Here is a 19733-nt window from a genome sequence, read left to right on the forward strand (position 1 = left end):
CCTGAAAGTCTAAAACATGCATCCTAAGTTGATTCGGGTCCGTATTCTTGAACTTTACCATTACGCAAATCTAGCAGGTTCACAAATTTTGTATCTCTTTTTCAACAGACCTCCCTCATCGGGACAGGGATCCGACTATGAATTCAAGTTTAGTTATTACAACGGAAGGACTTCCGCTTGGATTAGCCTCAATTAGATTTTGGAATAGGAAAAAGTTTAAAGGTTGCAACGCATCAAAAAAGAAAATTAATCCGACAAGAATACCGATCGAGGAAAAGGAAAGCTTTCGTTGGTTAGAAAATCTCAAGCAATCTAGTGATTTACTTGCTCATCCTGAAAATTGCGTGTACGAGAGTTGGGATCTCCGGAGCATTTTTTACAAAACCATTGCCCCGGAGAGGAAACTTTTATCGCATGAAACATTGAGCTTTTCCGGTAAAAATTCTCATCTCAAAGATATGTTAGAATCTCCGTTGACGAAACCCGCTCCTCCTGTAGGGAAAAGAAGTATCCGGGGAGACAGGATCATGATTCCAAAGGGAGGCGGATCGGACAAGTGGCACCAAGTGTTCGTGTTCGGTGCATAGCGGAGTGTGGGAGAATGTGTCGCACCGCCGCTCATTCCGCTGCTTATTCCACCGACCATCACGACAGAACCGTCCACTTCCAGAAAGGCACCGTGCTCCGTCCGACGCCCCGGCATAGTAAATACTGTCCATTGATTTGTATTGGGATCATAGATCTCCAGTGTATTTCTATTTCTAAGAACCCCTGTTCCTCCGACCATATAACGGGACCCTCCCCCTGCAACGAGCAGGCGACCGTCTTGTAATAATGTCGCAGTATGAGACTCGCGGCGTTCATTTAAGTCCGGACCGTTCACCCACTGATCCGTCTGTGGATTGTAAATGAGTGTGGCACTGATTCCTGTTTCGTTATTATCCATTCCACCGACAATCATTACCCTTCCGTCGTTCAAAAGAGTAGCAGTATGATAAATTCTTTCCGAGAGAGACGGACCTGTTTCAGTCCATTGTCCCGTCGCAGGGTTATAGATTTCGGCTCTTGCGTCGACTCCGCTCATAAACGTTCCTCCAACCGCAAGCACCCTACCGTCTGCAAGCACTGTCAATGTGTGTGCAGCACGCCCGGTGTTCATTGGGTTTGTATTCAGGTGCCTCGGGTCGTTGATGATCTGTCCTGTGTTTGGATCAAAAACCGGATTTGCAGCGGTATCGATAATTTCAGCGACATTCAATTCATTGGATGCAAAATCGAATCCTCCGGTTATCAGAACTCTAGAGGCGGAGATAGGAACCGCCGCGGCCTCTCCTTTCGCTATATTCAGGTCCGGACCGGCCCATATCGCTCCATTTGCGATATTATAGAAGCGAGTCACTTTTGTTAGGTTGTTCCCGTTCCAAGAGTCCCATCCGGCGGCGGCAACGGCGATTCCGTTACCGAGCCCAGTGAAAGTTTGCATCGATCCTGTTCCGGGTAATTCATTTTCAGTCCATTGGCGCAGGTTCGTTGTGCAGGCTGCGGTCGGAGTTTCCGGATCCGGAGGTGGAGTCGGTAACACTCCCCCGCTCTCATTTCCGGAATTGGAGCCGGGAGTTTGTGTACTCGTAGGACTATTTGACTTTGAAGAATTAGCTAAATTGAAAATCGGCAGCAGATGCTCCGCTTCTTTTTCCTTTTGACAGTTTACGAAAAAAAAGAACAAAAAAAACGATATGACTGCTATTTGTTTTAGAATCATAATAAAAACCCTCCTTTTCAGGATCTAATTCGTTTACGATTTTTGATTTCCGATTGTTTCGGAAAAGGAGGTTCTTTTACAAATAAAATTCCAAGTTCGAAAAAAATTTCTTCCGTAGAATTGAAAAAATTAGGAGTTCCTACGCTTTCAGGATGAACTCCCCCGAATTGATGAACACGAGAGTGCATCAACAAAGGCCAAGAAAGTATGGCTAGAAAAAGGCAATATGATGAAAACTTTAAGAAGAACGCCGTTGAGTTATCGATAAAAACGAAAAAGTCAATAACTCAGATCCAAAGACTTGGGAGTCTCGGTAAACACACACTGAACAACTGTATCTGACGGATGATGGACCGTTTAAAGATACGCTTCAAGAGAAATTGGATCGTCTTGAAAAAGAATTAACGAAAGTGAAAGAAACGTTTCCTATTGGAGTTGCTTGACAGAGACACTCTTTCCGGTTTTTTGGTCGATATGAATCAGAAAACTGCAAAACTTCTTAACAAATACGCAGAACTTAAGGGTGTAAGTTCTAAACAAATCAAAAGAGAATGGTTAGTTTTGAACGAACATCAGAAAGATCAAAAAAGACAGGAGATTTTGAAAGAACTGGTGAAATAAATCGGCTTTTTTTAGTCTTTTCAACCTGATCCCGGTTAATTTTTAGATCTTCCGAATTTATAAAACCGGGCAGGACCTCATGGAAGAAATCGAACTCACCAAAGAATTCCACTTCGACGCCGCTCATCTCCTTCCGAATGTATCCGACGGCCATAAATGCAAACGACTACACGGTCATAGTTTTCGATTCAAACTTCATTTAAAGGGAAGAATCGACTCAAATACTGGCTGGCTGATCGATTACGCGGAGGTCAGTAGAATCGTGAAACCTTTGATTGAGGATCATCTGGATCATTATTATCTGAATGAAGTTCCTGGTCTTGAAAATCCGACTTCCGAAAACATAGCCATCTGGCTTTGGAAGCACCTTAAACCTTTATTACCTTTGCTTTATAAAATCACTCTGAATGAAACTTGCACAAGTGCTTGTATTTATGAAGGTCCGAAAGGATCTGTTTGAAGAGGATCGTTTTTGAATTCCAGGGAAAATAAAAATTCGAGCCGAAAAAATTCCGATTCAAGTTCGGAATCTGCAAATGACAAGGCCGTTGTACTCTTATCCGGAGGATTGGATTCGACCACTTGTCTGTACCAAGCAATTGCAGACGGAAAAAAAATCCAAGCTCTTTCCTTCGACTACGGACAAAGACATAAAATTGAATTGTCTTATGCGAAAAAAATAACCCGCCGGTTAGGAATTTCTCACGCAATTCAAAAGTTAAAACCGGAATTGTTTTTAGGCTCGTCACTGACTCAGAAATCGCTCAGAGTTCCTAAAAATTCCTTAGGAAAAGAAGAGATTCCGAACACTTATGTTCCCGGGCGAAATATTCTATTTCTTTCTTTTGCGGTTTGTCTCGCAGAAGGCACCGGTTCCAGTTCTATCTATATCGGAGTAAATGCAATGGACTATTCCGGTTATCCGGATTGCAGACCGGAGTTCATCAAGATGTACGAAACGGCAATTCAACTCGGAACCAAAAAAGGAAGTCAAGGTTCTCCGATCAAAATCGTGACCCCCCTTCAAAATCTTTCTAAAAAAGAAATCGTTCTTCTGGGAAACCGACTACAAGTACCCTTCCATCTTACATTCTCCTGTTATGACCCGAAGAACAGGAAAGCGTGCGGAAGATGCGATGCTTGTCTCTTGAGAAAAAAAGGTTTTCAGGAGACCGGAGTTTCTGAAAAGTGATTTCATCGGTTGACATTTGTCAACCCGACCTTCCTCAACTCTCCAAAGGAAGGAATCTCTGTTTAGGAAAAGTTTAAATGGAACAGTTCGTAGGTTACCTGACGATCTTCTTACTGGCCGTATTTGTCGGCTTCGAAGTGATCACAAGAATTCCTCCTCTTTTACATACTCCTCTGATGTCAGGTTCCAACGCTATTTCCGGAATCACGATCATTGGAGCGATTCTCTCTCTTCATTCCGTAAATGGACCGCTGATCAATATCATCGGATTTATCGCAATGGTCGCCGCAACGATCAACGTCGTAGGCGGGTTTTTAGTGACTCATAGAATGTTAGGAATGTTCAAGAAGAAAGAAAAATAAGAATATGGAAAAGTCGATCATCAATCTAGTTTATCTTCTATCCTCGGTCCTTTTTATCGTAGGATTAAAGCTTCTTTCTCATCCAAAGACCGCAGTCAAAGGAAACTTTGCAGGCGCCGTGGGAATGTTCTTTGCGATAGCGGCGGCCCTTGTTGAAAAAGGTCTCGCATATGAATACATCCTAGCGGGATTCATCGTCGGAACCGCAATCGGAGTGTATCTCTCCGTGAAAGTGGAAATGACCGCGATGCCTCAACTTGTCGCAGCATTGAACGGTTTTGGCGGACTTGCTTCTTTTCTCGTTGCGGGCGCAGCGGTCATGGAAGTTCTTCACCAAGGAACCAACCTCGCAATTTTAAAATCGTATCAGTTTACGGTTTCCACTGCCGCTTCCGGAATCATCGGAGCGGTAACTCTTACGGGAAGTTTTGTGGCTTACGGAAAACTCCAGGGGCTCTTGTCCGAAAAAGCGGTTCGTTATCCGGGCGATCAACTTGTAAAAGTTCTTTTCTTTCTCGGTTCTATCGCTCTCAGTTACTTCGTTGTAATTCAACCTGAAAAGATAGAATGGTATTGGTATGTAGTCGTAGCAGGTTCCATTCTAGGAATTTTACTCGTAATGCCGATCGGTGGCGCGGATATGCCCGTCGTCATCGCGCTTTTGAACTCCTATTCGGGAATCGCGGCCTCCGCGACGGGATTCGTACTTGGAAACAATGTTCTCATCATCGCTGGTTCTCTTGTGGGAGCTTCCGGAATTATCCTAACGCAGATTATGTGTAAGGCAATGAACCGCTCTCTTCCGAACGTTCTTTTCGGCGGGCTCGGCGCAGCGGTCGACACTTCCAAAGGCGGAGAGGATATCTACGCAGGCAAAACCAAAAGCACTTCCGCGGAAGAAGTTGCGATGCTCTTGGATATGGCTCAGAGAGTTGTCATCGTTCCCGGCTACGGAATGGCGGTCGCACAGGCTCAGCATGCCGTAAGAGATCTTTATAATATTCTAACGGATAAAGGAATCGACGTTGAATTTGCGATTCATCCCGTTGCGGGAAGAATGCCCGGTCACATGAACGTTCTTTTGGCGGAAGCCGATATCCCCTACGACAAGATGAAAGAAATGGACGAAATCAATCCTTCCTTTGAGCAAGTCGACGTGGTCATCGTCAACGGTGCGAACGATGTGGTAAATCCTCTCGCTAAAACAGATCCAAGTAGCCCGATCGCGGGAATGCCGATTTTGGACGTGGACAAAGCGAAAACTGTCATCGTTATTAAGCGAAGTCTAAGTCCTGGATTTGCGGGAGTTCCCAATCCTTTGTTCATCCAAGACAACGCTTTGATGTATTTCCAAGACGGTAAAAAAGCGACTCAAGAAATCGTTACGGCGCTGAAAGAAACCTAAGAAATTTTCATTTTTTTCAAAAATGTCTTAAGCCGGGCCGTAAAAAGTCCGGCTTTTTTATTATTTGAAATTCCGGAGAATCATTCGTACAAGATCATGATAAAGGCCAAGACTGTGTCGATCATGTAGGAGATCCTACTTTCGCAATTTCACGGTATAATATGAAAAGATATCCATTGTCGAAAAGTCTATAGTCACATTCAAGAGCGAGGAGACCGAAATATGAACGAAGAACGGAAGAAAATCGTACAAACCTGGAGCGAACATTTAGATCCGATACGATTTGAACGTCGTGAATACGGAATCCGAAAATGGTTGGAAGAAAACGACGCTGGAAACTTTTATTCCCAGGTCAACGAACTGCTTGATTCACTTAACAAAAATGAAATATTAAACGAATTTATAACGGGCATCAAAACCGGTCTCGAATTCTGCATCGAATATGAAAAAATCCAAGCGCTGGATTATTCCTGGTATTACGGAGGAGATCCCCGTAGACGTAGCCTATGCTTACTGCGTTAGATTCATGTATAGGCCAAGGAAAATTATCCGAAACCGATTTGGGACCGAAAGGAATTCCTGGTATAGAATCCGATTTAAAACACGGTAGTTTAGTCGATGAGGACTTCTCACAGCTCCCAACCGATCAAGCAATCAATCTTTTCGTAGATGAATTGCGTCCTCTTTTAGAAAAAACCTTACAAAAGAAAAAAAATCTTTCAGAAGCGAACGATCTTTTGATCGATTTATTCCAGATTTGGAACTACAGATTGGGCTGGGAAGCCTGTAAAAATATCTCGATGGGAACTCCAAAACGAATTCAAAAAAAGAAAACCGTTTTGGATCACGATGACCAGACACGAACGATGGTCGATCCCGATCGGTTTGATCTGATTTGATCCATAAGGAAAAAGTGCGTCTCCAAATGCTGAGATGTATTCCATTGGCGATTTTCTCAATACGAGCGAGTTTCATGAAATCGTGGAAGTTGATGAAAAATTGTTGGATAAAATCTCGAAAGAGGACAAAACAATTGTTTTAACCAAGTTATGCACCGCTTGCGAATCGATTTTGATCGGCTTGACCGGAAACGAAGAAGAAGATTATGCCCAACGACTTCAGACAGCAACAGGATTGTCAAAACCAAAAGTTGGTTTTCTTCAAAAATTTTTAACCAGTATCGAAAAGAAAAAGAGTTTATTAAGATATTGAAACGCGCTGAATAACCCCGTAAATCTTACGAAGATCGAAACGCTTTGGTTGGACGGAAATCGTATTGAGGATATTCTCCCTCTCGCGGAATTGAAAAAGCTGAAGGCAATAAAAATACCTTATGAAACACCACCTAACGCAAAACCGGAACGAAAGTCGATGCTTACATTCGTTCGATTTGATTTCACGCAGTGTAGGGGTAAATGCTTCCAGCTTTTTAAAATTTGTAGCATAAGCAGATGTTTCGAATCAATATCCGTTTGCGCGAAGTTTAAAGATTCCTCTCAAATCGAACGACGTTTATAGTCATGTCGACCGACCGCGAAATAAACGGACAACTTTGAAGTATAGTATTATGGATTTATAAGAATCGTTCAAAAACTTTTTATTCGTTTTCAAAAGGTTTTATGTAATAGAGTTGTTGAAAAATTCCATGATTCAATTTAACAAAGCCGCTTCAAACGCCTACTTCAATAGGGCAGAAACGGACAAAGAATTAATTTTTCAACAACTCTAACATTTAGAATTATCTCCGAATGGCTTCTGAAGCTTTGAAATATGGATTCAAATTTTATAATATAATTAATTCTTAATCACTTGAGACAGTCGATCCGGATAATCGCTGATGATTCCGTCGACTCCCGCATCTATCAATCTTCTCATTTCTTCCCAATCATTGACTGTCCAAGGAATCACGGATATTTTATGAGAATGAACTTCCCGCACAAATTCTTTCGTTACGTATAAAAAATAAGGGGAAATAATATCCGCCTTTACTTCAAGGGCCTTTTTGAGAATGTCTTCGCGCGTTCCATTTCCGAATCCAAATTTCATCATTGCTCCTTGAAAATAAGTAAGAGAAAAAAGGGCACTCGTCCTAATCTTCGGATTTTTTTCTTTTACGATGGGAAGCGCTTGTATGTAAAAAGATTGAATCGTAGTTCGGTCCGCAACTTTCGCTTTTTCTACGGCTTGGACCAATAAGTCTACGTGATCCTTTACTTTTTCAATGGAAAACGCCGCTTGATCTTCGTCCGGAAATTTTACTTCAATGTTGAATTTTAATTTCGGCCGATTCGGATTGTTCTTTTCGATGTTTGCAACAAGAACGAAAAATTCTTCGATCGTAATCAATTCGGTCCCGGGAACGGAAATTTGTTCGGGATATTTCGGATTCTTTTTCGTTCCGCAATCCAGCTCTTTCAGCTCGGCAAACGTTAAGTCGTAGAGAGAAACGGGAACGATCGGTGTTCCGTCCTTCTTTTGGCAAATCGTAGGATTCGTTTCCGAATCGTGATGAATTACAATTTTCTTATCTTTGGTTAAGACCGTATCCAATTCCAAGGTGGTCATTCCATATCGAATCGCTTCTTCAAAAGCGGGCCAAGTATTTTCAGGCCTTAAACCTCTAGCACCCCGGTGGCCTTGTAGATCCAAACTTTTATCCAAGGGTTTGTTGATAATTGGTGTGTTCGAACAGGAATTTGCCCCAAAGTAAAAGATTAGAACGAATAATATCTTTAAAGAATATCTAGCTTTGGTTTTTGTATTCATCTTAAACGGATTTTTTTCCATTTTCGAATTGTGGAAAAGCATTTTTTTAAATCCACTCACATTACTAGAGCTATCTTAAACACAATCTATTCGGTATAAGAAGATTAGAAAAATCTTTCTAAAAGTAAGAGTTTCTATAGTTGCGAAGATAGAACTTGGTTATCTTCCGGTTTCTAAAGGCCAAAAATATAGGAGTTCTCACATTTAATTTTATTATTTTGCGAAAGAGGTTAACTTTTAAAAAATAAGTTTCTTACACCAAACTCACATTACGACTCGGACGTATGAAAATGGAATCAAAAATAAACGGGCAATCTTGCAAAGAGGCAGAAGCTCTCAAAAATCACATCCAATTCGGAGTTGTCGTTTTTTTTGAAAAAGATCTCCTATTCTAACTTTTGAAATAAGCTTCATCATAATGTGATTTCACCTCTTTCGTTCGATTTGATGTAATATTGATCAAAGGTGACGTATTTCAGCAGGTTGTTTTCGCCAGTTGTTATGAAGTCCGTCCGCATACCAAAGAGGTGCCGCAATCAATTCTTCAAGATCTATATTATCTAATGTAGCTAAACTTACGCTGATAAACGCTCCTCCTAGTTCTTCAAGATAACCTTCGGTAAACATTCTCACTCCGCAGTTTTTACAAAATTTATGAATCGCACTTTTTGTTCCAAATTGATAGGTTTGAAGTTCGCTTTCGCCGGAGATCAGACGTAATGCTTCCGGTTTTACCATAGAACTCCAATTTCTTACTTTGGAACAAAAAGAACAATTGCACTTGCTAGTTCCCTTGGAAAGATCAAGAGCCAACTCGTAACGAATCTTACCGCAATGACAGCTTCCGTTGTAATTTTTCAAACTCATATCCTATTTCCTGAATGATTTATACTTCGTCGTCGTAATTCAAAATGCCTTGGGTTCAAACAGTTTCAAGAGAAAAAGTTTTTCAAACAAATGAGATTTTAGTAATAAAACGCTGGAGTTTCCACATCCAAGAAGATGTAACTAATTTACTCGATAAAAAATTCAGGACCTTTCGGGAGGAGAGAATTTTCGGGTTAGAATCGAAAATTTTCCCAAAAAATCCATTTGTCCGGGTACAAAACCCGTAAAAATTGGTATTCGGAAAGCTTTATGTCCCAAGTTAAGAGAACACCACTTTATGAAATTCATCGCGCCCTCGGCGCCAAAATGATTCCTTTCGGGGGTTGGGATATGCCGGTTCAATATTCCGGAATTATCGCAGAGCATAACGCAACCAGAGAGGCGGCTGGACTTTTCGACGTTTCTCACATGGGAGAAATTTTCATAACGGGTGAGCCGAAAGTGGTTCTCGATTTTTTGGAATCGGTCACTTGCAACTCGGTCACTTCTCTTTCCAATTTTCAGGTTCAATACAACGCTATCTTGAATGAAAACGGCGGACTTGTAGATGACGTGACGATCTATAAATTCTCCACTGAAAAATACATGATCTGTTCCAACGCTTCCAACTACGAAACAGTGACCGCACATTTACTCAAATATCTACCCGCATCCGGTGTCAAAGTACACGATCAAAGTCCAAACTGGCACCAGATCGCCCTGCAAGGTCCGAAAGCAAATGAGATCTTTTCTAAATTTTTAGGTAGAGAATTGGATTCAATTCAGTACTATCATTTCGTTCTTCTCGACTATCAAGGAGAAGAAATCATCGTCTCAAGAACAGGATACACCGGCGAAGACGGATTTGAAATTTACTCTTCCGTTCCTTTCGGTTTAAAACTTTGGAATGAACTTTTAGAATTTGGAAAACCTCAGGGACTCCTTCCATGTGGACTCGGCGCAAGAGATACTCTGAGAATTGAGGCAAAATATCCTCTTTACGGACATGAACTCAACAACCAATGGACTCCGATCGAATCCGGGATCGGTTGGATTGTGAAGGAAAAAGAGAATTCTTATTTCTCATCCGGGAAAATTCTTTCTCAAAAGAAAAATGGAACTGAATTCAAAATTGTAGCGTTCGCATTAACGGAAGCGGGCGTTCCAAGAGAAAACTTCAGAGTTTTAGATTTTCAAGGAAATGAAATTGGTAGAACTACGTCCGGCACCTTCTCTCCTTCTTTGAAAAAAGGAATCGGTTTGGCTTCCATTCGAACAGAAAAAATCAAAGATGGCGAACCGATTCAGATTGAAATCCGCGAGCAACTCAAACAAGCTATCATAACAACAAAGCCTTTTATTCCGGGCAGTATCAGAAAAAATTAAATCAGGAAAAACGAATCATGGCAGAAACACAAGCACCCGCAGGTTATCTCTTCTCGGAAAAACACGAATGGGTAAAAGTAGAAGGAGACACGGCCCTTATCGGAATTTCAGATTTTGCTCAATCCGCTCTCGGTGATATTGTCTTTGTGGATCTTCCAAAATCGGGAAAGGCCGTCAAACAGTTTGAAACCTTCGGCACAATCGAATCGGTCAAAGCGGCGGAAGATTTATACGCGCCTGTCGGCGGAGAAGTAATCGAATCCAATTCGGCTCTTTCCAAAAATCCCGGCGACGTAAACGCGAAGCCATTTGATTCTTGGATGATTAAGGTGAAAGGTTTCTCCACCTCCGAATTGGAGAAACTTTTGAGTCCCGAAAAATACAGAGCGCTCGTCTCCAAACTCGAATAACATCAAAGTCTAATATATGGATAGAAACAGATGAACATGAACTCCACGCTCCAGAACCAAAACATAACGAATCTTGAAAGGGTAAGTACGGATCCCTTAGATACCTTTCCAAGAAGACATATCGGACCGGATTCACAGCAGATCGGTAAGATGTTGAAAAAATTGGGACTTTCTTCTCTGGAGGAGTTGGTCGATAAAGCGGTTCCCGCGGGAATTCGTCTCAAAAAGGAACTGGATCTGCCAAAGGCTTCCACCGAACACAAGATCCTTCGGGATTTGAAAAATATCGCTTCTCAAAATCAAGTTTTTCGTTCTTACATCGGAGCGGGTTATAACGCCTGTATCATTCCCGGCGTAATTCAAAGGAACATTCTGGAAAATCCGGGTTGGTATACTGCGTACACTCCTTATCAGGCGGAGATTTCCCAAGGTCGTCTCGAAGCACTTTTGAATTTTCAGACGATGATTATCGATCTAACCGGATTAGAAATTTCGAATGCTTCCCTTTTGGACGAAGGAACCGCGGCAGCGGAAGCGATGTTTCTCTCTTATTCCGTCCGTAAGAACGAAACGGCTAAAAAATTCTTTGTGTCGGAACTCTGTCATCCTCAAACCATAGACGTAGTCGTTACAAGAGCTAATCCGCTCGGAATCGAGGTTGAAATCGGAAACCATGAAATACTTGAATTGAATGAGGATTTCTTTGGGGTTCTTCTTCAATATCCTGCGACCGACGGAAGAATAATCGATTATACTTCTTTTATTCAAAGAGCACATAACGTTGGGGCGATTTCCGCCGTTGCCGCAGACCTTTTAGCTCTTACTCTTCTTAAATCTCCCGGAGAAATGGGAGCCGATATCGCCCTCGGTTCCTCTCAAAGATTCGGCCTTCCTTTGGGATTCGGTGGCCCCCACGCGGGTTACTTTGCCACCAAGGACGAATTCAAACGGAGTATGCCGGGAAGATTGATCGGAGTTTCCAAAGATTCCCAAGGAAATCCGGGACTCAGACTTTCTCTTCAAACCAGAGAACAACATATCCGAAGAGATAAGGCTACAAGCAATATCTGCACGGCCCAGGTTTTACTTGCGGTTATTTCTTCTATGTATGCGGTTTATCACGGGCCGGAAGGGCTTAAAAATATTGCGACTCGAATTCACAAATTCACTTCAATTCTTGCAGACGCGTTAAAGTCTTCGGGTTTTACGATTTCAAACGATTCTTTTTTTGATACGATTACGATTCAAGCAGGCGCAAAAGCAAAAGATATTTTGAATAGAGCTCGTTCCGAAAGGATCAACCTAAGGGAATACAAGGACGGAAGGATCGGGATCGCGTTAGATGAAACCGTTAATTTCGAGGATATCAAAGATCTGTTCAAAATTTTCCAAGTGAAGCAGTCGGATATAGAAAAACTTTTTTCAAATTCGGGAAATATTTCCGATTCCTTCAAAAGAAGCACTTCTTATCTAACCCATCCCGTATTTCAATCATTTCATACCGAGACGAAGATGCTTCGGTATATTCGTAAACTTGAATCTAGAGATCTTTCTTTAACGACCTCGATGATTCCGCTTGGTTCTTGTACGATGAAACTCAACGCTACGACGGAAATGTATCCGGTTACCTGGCCTGAATTCGGAGCAATTCATCCGTTTGCGCCTTCTGAACAAACCAAAGGATACAAGATCATCTTTGAGCAATTGGAAAAATGGCTCTGCGAGATTACCGGGTTCGCAGGAGTTTCCTTACAGCCAAACGCGGGTTCTCAAGGAGAATACGCCGGTCTTTTGGCTATTCGAAGATATCATGAAAGTAGAAAAGAAGCCCATAGAAACGTTTGTTTGATTCCAATCTCCGCCCACGGAACCAATCCTGCAAGCGCGGCTATGGCGGGCTTTAAGGTCGTAGTCGTTTCCTGCGATCAAAACGGAAACGTAGATTTGGAAGATCTAAAAATAAAAGCAGAAGAACATAAGAACGATCTCGCCGCTTTGATGATCACTTATCCTTCCACTCACGGAGTTTTTGAAGAATCCGTAAAAGAAATTTGCCAGATCGTTCATTCCCGCGGCGGACAGGTTTATATGGACGGAGCGAATATGAACGCTCAAGTCGGATTAACAAGTCCGGGTGAGATCGGAGCGGATGTTTGCCATCTCAACTTACATAAGACTTTTTGCATACCTCACGGAGGGGGAGGTCCCGGAGTAGGTCCGATCGGAGTTGCAAAACATCTCGTTCCATTTTTACCCGGACACGTACTAGTCGATAATACAACCGGTAACGAACACGGGGCAGTTTCCGCGGCACCTTGGGGAAGTGCGAGCATTCTTTTGATTTCTTGGATTTACATCGCTCTGATGGGATCCGAAGGCCTTACGAATGCGACTCGGATTTCGATCTTAAACGCAAATTACATTGCAAAACGTTTGGAAAAAGCCTACCCGGTTCTCTACAAAGGAAAGAACGGTTTTGTCGCTCACGAATGTATTCTCGACGTAAGACCTTTTAAAAAGTCCGCAGAAATCGAAGTGGAAGACGTTGCAAAGAGATTGATTGACTACGGTTTTCACGCGCCTACTATGTCTTTTCCCGTTCCGGGAACGTTGATGATCGAGCCGACGGAATCTGAGTCTTTGGAAGAATTGGATCGTTTCTGCGAAGCGATGCTTCTCATTCATCAAGAAATTGTAGACGTTCAAAGTGGCGCTCTGGATAAAACGGACAACCCGCTGAAAAATTCTCCGCACACCGCGGCGATGGTGACTTCGGATCGTTGGGATCATTTGTATCCTAGGGAACGCGCCGCTTATCCCGCGGTTTGGACCAAGAATCACAAATTCTGGCCTTATGTGGGGAGAGTGGATAACGTATATGGGGATCGGAATTTGGTTTGTTCCTGTCTTCCGATCGAAAGTTATCAGTGATTTGTTAAACGAAGTTCGATAAAACCTAAAAAACGTGAGCTCGGTGTAAGAAATCCATGATTCATATTTCTGTAGAAAGTTGGAATTTGAACCTTGTAAATCTATTCTTAAAATGTGGGAGCTAAAACAAATCGCGATTTTACGAACAAATTCTAAAAGTAAGGACTCCTACTTTTAGAAAATTTTTTCTCATTTTCTTACGCCGAGCTCACGTTAAAAAGCAAGCCCTTAATGATCCACAAAGTCAGTATTTTAGAATGTCCTAAAATACTGACTTAATATTAGAGTTGTTGAAAAATTAATCCTCTGTCCGTTTCTGCTTTATTGAAATGGGCGTTTGAAGCGGTTTTGTTAAACTGAATCATGGAATTTTTCAACAACTCTAATATATAATTCGCCATCCAACCGGCAAACATACAAGACCCTCCCCAATCAAAATCGGATGAGTTATTAAAGATAAAAATTTCATCGGCCCAGTATCTTGAGATTGAATTCTAAAGAAAGTAGTTTATACAATTCAGCCAATTTCAATTCGGAAATATAATTCTTCCGATAAACATTCTGTTTATAAAACTTATTTTACAACTGGACACATGAAAAGAATACTAGCTGTGCTTGTTTCGAAATTTGGAATGTAAACTCCATTTCAAAACAGTTAAGAATTTCGGATTCGATGAAATTTTATGAGGACTTTATATTTTTGCAAAAATCACTCGTTAGTTTTTGATACCATTTTCATGCGCCCGAGTAGTAAAGGATCTTTAAAGCTCCTATAAAATTTTGGATCTTTAGTTCTACTTTATTATTGATAGCAATTAATACAAAATTTTTAAAAGTAAAGTCTACATTCCAAAAGACAACTTAAATCAACAAAAAAGATCTAAAATCCAATCAACCAATGTAAGAACAGCAATAGTCACTGATCCTTTTCACATCCATTTGAAATCTGGATTTTGCGGGAACTTCAAAAGATTGGCCGCCTTTGATTTCCTTCCAATCCTCACCCGGAAGTTTGACGAGCATATCCCCGTCCAAGATTTCCATAATTTCCTTTTCGTCGGTTCCGAAATCATATTGACCCGGCATTAAAATCCCCAAAGTCTTTTTGCTTCCGTCCTGGAACAGAACGGTTCTACTTGTCACCTTTCCGTCGTAGTAAACATTCGCCTTTTTAATGATCGTTACGTTTTCAAATTCTCTCATGCGGCCCCCAGCGTTTAAAAAATAAGTTGAAATCTCTTTCTGCAAGACTTTCAAAAGAAAACATGAAGGATACAATTTTACAGTTCGTTGAAAAATTCAAATCTGAAAATATCAGAACTTATCCCAAATCCCGTCGAGCGCCAATAGAAGCACCTTATTTAACGTGAGTTCGGCCTAAGGAGAGAGTAAAAGTTGTAAATTGTCTTTGGATCTCAAATTCAAAGAAGGTTTTTTGGAAAAAAAGAAAATGCAACTAACCCACTTAATAAATTAACAGCCCAATTGAAAAAGCTTCGATGTCTAGTATGTTGAATCTGACAGATATTTTTGAGTTCATCATTAACTGCTTCAATGATAGCTCTTTTTCTTAAAAGAATTTTATCAACTAAGGGCATTAATTTATTTTTCATATTCTTTTTAAGTTTTGTAATGAGTTGAATTCCCTTTTCATAAAGACTTTCAAACAAAGATTGACTGATATAACCTCTATCTCCGAAAAGTTTATCGTGAATATTCTTAACAAGTGGAAAAATCACTTTCGAATTCCTGTCGTCGACGTTTCCAGGAGTAATCATAAATGATAATATTTCACCTTGATCATTTACGATTAAATGCAATTTAAAGCCATAAAACCAGCCTGTGCTTGATTTCCCTCGTTGTGCAGTATCTTTAAATACTTTATGAGAATGGATTCTTCTGTTGTCGCATACTTTGAGAATCGTAGAATCAATGAACGATATTCCCGAACATTTTCCCAGACAAGAATTTGATAGAAAGGAAGCTATGACAGATAACGCGTTAGGCATCAGTTCAACAAAACGATTGTAACTTACCGCTTTTGGAAATTCCGATTTTAAATTCTTTTTTATTTCTATCAGATAATAATTTTTAAATTCTCTATAATGAGAAAGATGAAAACAGACAACAATCGTTGCTACTTCACTCAGGCTTAACTGAAATTTTCGGTTTCTTTTTCGAACCACCGGACAAAAGTATTTTCTCGTTCCAGTTTATTTTTTGTTGTGTACAATAATCGTCTATCGCACAAAATATCTCTGTCAGATCCATATTTAACCCTTTTCTTGCTGGAAATTTGGTTCAATATGTGATCTGGCGCTTTTCTGTACAAGATTTTTCTCTTTTTTCCTCCTTAGGCCGAACTCACGTTATTTAAGGTTTTCATAGACAACGCACTCTTCTGGGAATCGACCATAGTGGATAATGTATTTTCTCCTCTAGTCAGAAACATACTTAAATAAACAACTTCTCACTTTTTATCGGAATTCGTTTTTCAAAATTTCGCCGTGAGGATTCAAATAAAAATTAAAAAGTCGCTCCTTTAAGGCTCAAACTATATAAAATTTCATAAATGTTTGTCTCACTTACATTGAAACCTCTCTATATTTCTTTCGTGACTTCATTGGAGGTTCAATACGATGAAACAAGATAAAATTAAATCTCAGAAAGGAATGTTATCAATTACAGTTTTTGCAATGGTAGCGTTATTCTCGATTACGAGTTGCAAGAAAGATAAGGACGATGACAAAAATCAGTTATTAACTTTAGCACTTTTAACGGGTCCGAACGGAACAACAGAGTTTAAATTCTCAAACACGGCAAGCTTACTTGCGGCAAGAACCAAAGATTCTTCCCGTTTTTTGACACTTCCAAACTCGGTCGGACAGGGTTCCGCATTTTTAACAGATTTAGGCGGAGATAATCCTCGCGAGAAAAAATATGATCTTTCATTTGCCTACAATTATCGGTGAAACAAAATGAAAAAGATCGCACACAGTTTATAAACGATCAGGAAAAATCGAGAAAGGATCCAATGAGATTCTTTCTCGAATGAATCCGAAGTTAAAGGAGGGTTATTATTCACATTATTCGGAGAAATAAATTCTTACGGAATTATAGCTTGATTCCTCGTGTTTTGAAAATCTTCTATTCGAAGAATCGTTTTTAATTTCAATAGTCGAAATCGAACTGAAATTTTCTTAAGAGAAAAATCCATCCAGTTTGAATTCTTATACGTAGAATATAAATTATGAAGTTAAATCAAGATCACGATTTTTCTCTATTTTATCGGAACTACAAGGATTCGATTTATAAAATAATCCGTTTTCTTTCCTCCGATCCCGAAGAAGTGGAAGATATCGCTCAGGAAGTTTTTACGCATGGGCAGCTACGATTGCAAAAAATACTTACTATACCTATCGAAAAAAAAGAAAGAAGGATTTTTTAATAGAGGGAGGCGGTGCTTTTATAGAATCGTTTGCAGTAAAAGATGATTTTATTCGGACAATAGAAACACAAATCGTGGAGGATGAATTGAGAGAAATTATTTCCTCTTTACCAGAGCCGGAAAAAAGCATCATCTTATTGAAAGAAATCAACAACTATACTTTGGAAAAAACATCACAAGCGTTGAACATATCTTCGAGAACCGTAAGTAGAAAACTATTAAAAGCATTGGATCTACTTAGAGAAGAATTAGAAAGAAAAAAAGTGGTATTGTAATTATGGAAAACAAAGACCTACAAGAAGAATTCGAAGAATTGATGTCCTTGTTTCTTTTTGAAGAAGCCGGGTTGGAAGAAAACAAAAGGCTAAACGAAATCATAACTCTTTATCCGGAATTTGAAAAGAGATACCACAACTACGTGAAAATGCAAACGGGTTTAAAACAACACAAACTCGTTCTCGAGCAGATTCTCTCAGAATCGTCAAAACCCTCTCCTAAAATACATCTATTTCAAAGAAGTTTTAGAAATCAATTTCTGGCTATCGCTGCAATTATTTCCTTCATTGTTTCCTTATCCGTAATTTTTAAGATGGAAATGTTCCGTAAAACCGAGACGATCCCTATGGAAGTTACAGGTGCTTGTAATCCGGAAACTTTACGTCATGATTGGATTCGCCTCTATCAAAATTCTTTTTGCGAAGTAAAAATCAACGGAGAGCAAGGTCTCGTTCATTTTAGAATTTTTCCGAATTCGGAAGTTCGCATTTTAAAACTGGCCGAAACCGTTCAAGAAGTTGCCACATCAGGCTACGGTCTGTCCATTTTTTTGCAAAAAGGAAATCTTTTGTAAACGAAACGTTAACGAATACGGCATCTCAAACTAAGATTTATCTCAACGGAACCGCAATCCAACTAAATGGGACCAAAGTATGGATCGAAAGTGCGGAAAATCGTTACAAAGTGAATGTGTGGGACGGCTCCGTGCGGATACGCTCCGGAATCAAATACCTACTTCCGTTCTTGCTGGATCCTAAAAAGGAAGAACTGATAGAACATTCTTTGAATAAACAAACGGGTTCAAACTCCGAGCAAAAGACCGAATTGGAAGAAGTATGGGTGGACACTTCTTCGGAAGATATCTCTAATTCTTATTTTGAAATAAAACCTCTCAATTTATCGGGAAGTCTGGAAGAAAGTTTATTTAAAACTCTGAAAGAAAATCGGCTTGATACAAAAAACGCACAAGAAAATTTGAATATTCTAAAAGAGATTCAACAACAAATCATAAAAAACGTCTCACAAAAAAAGCAAGCTCCTTTGAATGAGTCGTACATCAAAGATCTAGAAAATATTTCGAATCATCTTGGAAATTCCGAACCTATAAAACTTCCGGAGATAGAGGAAAAACAAAAACCGATCGAAAGAAAAACTTCAACCGCTACAAATACCGAAAACAACCAAGAAAAACCTTTACGTTTAGGAAATAAAACGATTCAACTCAAAGACGGAACGATACTCAAAGGAAATGTAATACAGTACGGAAACCAATATATCTTGGAAGAAAACGGAAAAAAAAGAATCATCGAATCCGCAAATATAGAATCGATTTCATTTTGAAGACCCTAAATTCAAATCATTTTTTCAAAAAGGTTCTGGAGGGCTCCCTCACGGAAATTTTTTGTATATGCCTCATATTAGATCCGATCTGGATTTTTGGAAATACTTTGATTCTAAAAGACGGAAAAAAGATAGAAAACGTTAGAACTTCACTACGAGAGAATCACGTCTTAGTCGAGGACGAAACAGGAAAGGTCGAAAAAATCGATTTAACTCTGGTTGAAAAAATTCTTGTTTCAGAAATCAAAAGGCCGGAAATCAAAGAGAAAAAAGAAGAACATAATAATATTAAAAAATTCTATTTTTCTTGGAATTTGTCGAGCTGGAACTCCAAAGTAACGGAAAAGATGAATTTCAATCGCGGATACAATATCACGGACCTTATCACAGGCGTAATCTATATAGATCCTTATCTTGAGAAAAGATATACCGTAAACATTCAAACAACTTCCTTTAATGGCGAATATCGTTACAATTTGAATCTCAGCTTTTTACTCGGACTCGAACTAAGTTCTTATTCTTTTCCGGATCGTACGATTTCCCCACTTATCGGAATTCTCACAAGCGCCAATCTGAACTCAACCCCGGAATATCAAGCTTTATCCAGCACTTCTTTAAATATGTTTCTGTTGGAAGGAAATTTTCATTTTGAGAAACACAGTAAGTTCGACATAGAAACTCTTTCACTCTTGCCGGGAGTAAAATATTATTTTCCTCTTTCCGAATCTATTCTTTGGTTTACTCAAGTAGGCTTGGGAATCGGGAAAAGTACTGAAAGTGGAACGCATTCCAAGATACAAACGGTTCTTTTTGTGGGAACGGGTATTCAATGGGAATTAGAATCTTACTTTTTTAATATAGCTTTACAATATCGAAAAACAGATTTAATTGGGGCGACGCAATCTTATCATTTTAACGAACCAATTTTTATGATCGGCGGCGGGTTTAAGCTGTAAAATAAAATGG

At 39.9% G+C, this 19733-nt stretch carries 14 protein-coding genes and 5 pseudogenes; 14 read left to right on the forward strand and 5 right to left on the reverse strand.

Annotated elements, in window-relative coordinates:
* Positions 1 to 445 precede the first annotated feature (445 nt).
* The gene (locus LEP1GSC062_RS04940) at positions 446 to 1762 is read right to left on the reverse strand and encodes a Kelch repeat-containing protein (protein WP_039941222.1); all 1317 of its coding nucleotides are present in this window, start codon (positions 1760 to 1762) and stop codon (positions 446 to 448) included.
* A gap of 429 nt (positions 1763 to 2191) precedes the next feature.
* On the opposite strand from LEP1GSC062_RS04940, the gene LEP1GSC062_RS04945 reads away from it, so the two are divergent.
* From LEP1GSC062_RS04945 to LEP1GSC062_RS04975, 7 genes and pseudogenes are all read left to right on the forward strand, one after another.
* Positions 2192 to 2383, forward strand: a complete 192-nt coding sequence (locus LEP1GSC062_RS04945; RefSeq protein WP_010577146.1) for a hypothetical protein — start codon at positions 2192 to 2194, stop codon at positions 2381 to 2383.
* Positions 2384 to 2462: 79 nt separating this feature from the next.
* On the forward strand, positions 2463 to 2843 hold the full coding sequence (queD, locus tag LEP1GSC062_RS04950; RefSeq protein WP_010577147.1) for a 6-carboxytetrahydropterin synthase QueD: 381 nt from the start codon (positions 2463 to 2465) through the stop codon (positions 2841 to 2843).
* Between the two features lie 12 nt (positions 2844 to 2855).
* On the forward strand, positions 2856 to 3575 hold the full coding sequence (gene queC, locus LEP1GSC062_RS04955) for a 7-cyano-7-deazaguanine synthase QueC (protein ID WP_010577148.1): 720 nt from the start codon (positions 2856 to 2858) through the stop codon (positions 3573 to 3575).
* Positions 3576 to 3652: 77 nt separating this feature from the next.
* Positions 3653 to 3937 (forward strand): NAD(P) transhydrogenase subunit alpha part 2, encoded by a 285-nt coding sequence (locus tag LEP1GSC062_RS04960; RefSeq protein ID WP_000434762.1) that lies wholly within the window; start codon positions 3653 to 3655, stop codon positions 3935 to 3937.
* Positions 3938 to 3941: 4 nt separating this feature from the next.
* On the forward strand, positions 3942 to 5342 hold the full coding sequence (locus LEP1GSC062_RS04965) for an NAD(P)(+) transhydrogenase (Re/Si-specific) subunit beta (protein WP_010577149.1): 1401 nt from the start codon (positions 3942 to 3944) through the stop codon (positions 5340 to 5342).
* 222 nt (positions 5343 to 5564) lie between these two features.
* Positions 5565 to 6236: pseudogene (locus LEP1GSC062_RS23570) on the forward strand (LIC13197/LIC10919/LIC10469 family protein).
* A 39-nt stretch (positions 6237 to 6275) separates the two neighbouring features.
* Complete coding sequence (locus LEP1GSC062_RS04975; RefSeq protein WP_010577150.1) at positions 6276 to 6554, forward strand: hypothetical protein; 279 nt, start codon at positions 6276 to 6278, stop codon at positions 6552 to 6554.
* Between the two features lie 582 nt (positions 6555 to 7136).
* Here the strand turns inward: LEP1GSC062_RS04975 and LEP1GSC062_RS04985 are convergent.
* Together LEP1GSC062_RS04985 and LEP1GSC062_RS04990 are read right to left on the reverse strand one after the other, a co-directional pair.
* Positions 7137 to 8150: a glycerophosphodiester phosphodiesterase gene (locus tag LEP1GSC062_RS04985; RefSeq protein WP_010577151.1), complete on the reverse strand. Its 1014-nt coding sequence runs from the start codon at positions 8148 to 8150 to the stop codon at positions 7137 to 7139.
* Between the two features lie 417 nt (positions 8151 to 8567).
* Entirely contained in the window at positions 8568 to 8975 is a 408-nt protein-coding gene (locus LEP1GSC062_RS04990) for a GFA family protein (protein WP_010577152.1), read from the reverse strand.
* A 270-nt stretch (positions 8976 to 9245) separates the two neighbouring features.
* On the opposite strand from LEP1GSC062_RS04990, the gene gcvT reads away from it, so the two are divergent.
* Genes gcvT through gcvP form a run of 3 tightly spaced genes read left to right on the forward strand, consistent with a single transcriptional unit; the run spans position 9246 to position 13702 of the window.
* Positions 9246 to 10361 carry a glycine cleavage system aminomethyltransferase GcvT gene (gene gcvT / locus LEP1GSC062_RS04995; RefSeq protein ID WP_010577153.1) on the forward strand — a complete coding sequence of 372 codons (1116 nt, stop codon included), beginning with the start codon at positions 9246 to 9248 and terminating at the stop codon, positions 10359 to 10361.
* A gap of 17 nt (positions 10362 to 10378) precedes the next feature.
* Complete coding sequence (gene gcvH, locus LEP1GSC062_RS05000) at positions 10379 to 10771, forward strand: glycine cleavage system protein GcvH (RefSeq protein ID WP_010577154.1); 393 nt, start codon at positions 10379 to 10381, stop codon at positions 10769 to 10771.
* 36 nt (positions 10772 to 10807) lie between these two features.
* Positions 10808 to 13702 carry an aminomethyl-transferring glycine dehydrogenase gene (gene gcvP, locus LEP1GSC062_RS05005; protein ID WP_010577155.1) on the forward strand — a complete coding sequence of 965 codons (2895 nt, stop codon included), beginning with the start codon at positions 10808 to 10810 and terminating at the stop codon, positions 13700 to 13702.
* Between the two features lie 891 nt (positions 13703 to 14593).
* On the opposite strand, the gene ppnP is transcribed toward gcvP, so the two are convergent.
* Positions 14594 to 14905, reverse strand: a complete 312-nt coding sequence (gene ppnP, locus LEP1GSC062_RS05010; RefSeq protein WP_010577156.1) for a pyrimidine/purine nucleoside phosphorylase — start codon at positions 14903 to 14905, stop codon at positions 14594 to 14596.
* 174 nt (positions 14906 to 15079) lie between these two features.
* A pseudogene (locus LEP1GSC062_RS05015) lies at positions 15080 to 15973 on the reverse strand (IS982 family transposase).
* A gap of 368 nt (positions 15974 to 16341) precedes the next feature.
* On the opposite strand from LEP1GSC062_RS05015, the pseudogene LEP1GSC062_RS05020 reads away from it, so the two are divergent.
* The 4 genes and pseudogenes from LEP1GSC062_RS05020 to LEP1GSC062_RS05035 all read left to right on the forward strand — a co-directional run.
* Positions 16342 to 16632, forward strand: a pseudogene (locus LEP1GSC062_RS05020) (sigma factor sigX-regulated lipoprotein SrpA); the annotation flags it as partial.
* A 320-nt stretch (positions 16633 to 16952) separates the two neighbouring features.
* A pseudogene (locus tag LEP1GSC062_RS05025) lies at positions 16953 to 17425 on the forward strand (RNA polymerase sigma factor).
* Between the two features lie 2 nt (positions 17426 to 17427).
* Positions 17428 to 18767 (forward strand): annotated as a pseudogene (locus tag LEP1GSC062_RS05030) (transcriptional regulator).
* Positions 18764 to 19723, forward strand: coding sequence for a hypothetical protein (locus tag LEP1GSC062_RS05035; RefSeq protein ID WP_010577159.1), 960 nt, complete (start codon positions 18764 to 18766; stop codon positions 19721 to 19723). Before LEP1GSC062_RS05030 ends, LEP1GSC062_RS05035 begins: the two are co-directional and overlap by 4 nt.
* Positions 19724 to 19733 lie beyond the last annotated feature (10 nt).

It is taken from the genome of Leptospira alexanderi serovar Manhao 3 str. L 60, from assembly GCF_000243815.2.
Classification (GTDB): Bacteria; Spirochaetota; Leptospiria; order Leptospirales; family Leptospiraceae; genus Leptospira; species Leptospira alexanderi.

Coding starts and splice junctions, on each gene's coding strand:
- gcvT (WP_010577153.1), top strand. CDS start 9,246: ATGTCCCAAGTTAAGAGAACACCACTTTATGAAATTCATCGCGCCCTC.
- queD (WP_010577147.1), top strand. CDS start 2,463: ATGGAAGAAATCGAACTCACCAAAGAATTCCACTTCGACGCCGCTCAT.
- LEP1GSC062_RS04960 (WP_000434762.1), top strand. CDS start 3,653: ATGGAACAGTTCGTAGGTTACCTGACGATCTTCTTACTGGCCGTATTT.
- LEP1GSC062_RS04990 (WP_010577152.1), bottom strand. CDS start 8,975: ATGAGTTTGAAAAATTACAACGGAAGCTGTCATTGCGGTAAGATTCGT.
- LEP1GSC062_RS04940 (WP_039941222.1), bottom strand. CDS start 1,762: ATGATTCTAAAACAAATAGCAGTCATATCGTTTTTTTTGTTCTTTTTT.
- gcvH (WP_010577154.1), top strand. CDS start 10,379: ATGGCAGAAACACAAGCACCCGCAGGTTATCTCTTCTCGGAAAAACAC.
- LEP1GSC062_RS04965 (WP_010577149.1), top strand. CDS start 3,942: ATGGAAAAGTCGATCATCAATCTAGTTTATCTTCTATCCTCGGTCCTT.
- gcvP (WP_010577155.1), top strand. CDS start 10,808: ATGAACTCCACGCTCCAGAACCAAAACATAACGAATCTTGAAAGGGTA.
- ppnP (WP_010577156.1), bottom strand. CDS start 14,905: ATGAGAGAATTTGAAAACGTAACGATCATTAAAAAGGCGAATGTTTAC.
- LEP1GSC062_RS04985 (WP_010577151.1), bottom strand. CDS start 8,150: ATGCTTTTCCACAATTCGAAAATGGAAAAAAATCCGTTTAAGATGAAT.
- LEP1GSC062_RS04975 (WP_010577150.1), top strand. CDS start 6,276: ATGTATTCCATTGGCGATTTTCTCAATACGAGCGAGTTTCATGAAATC.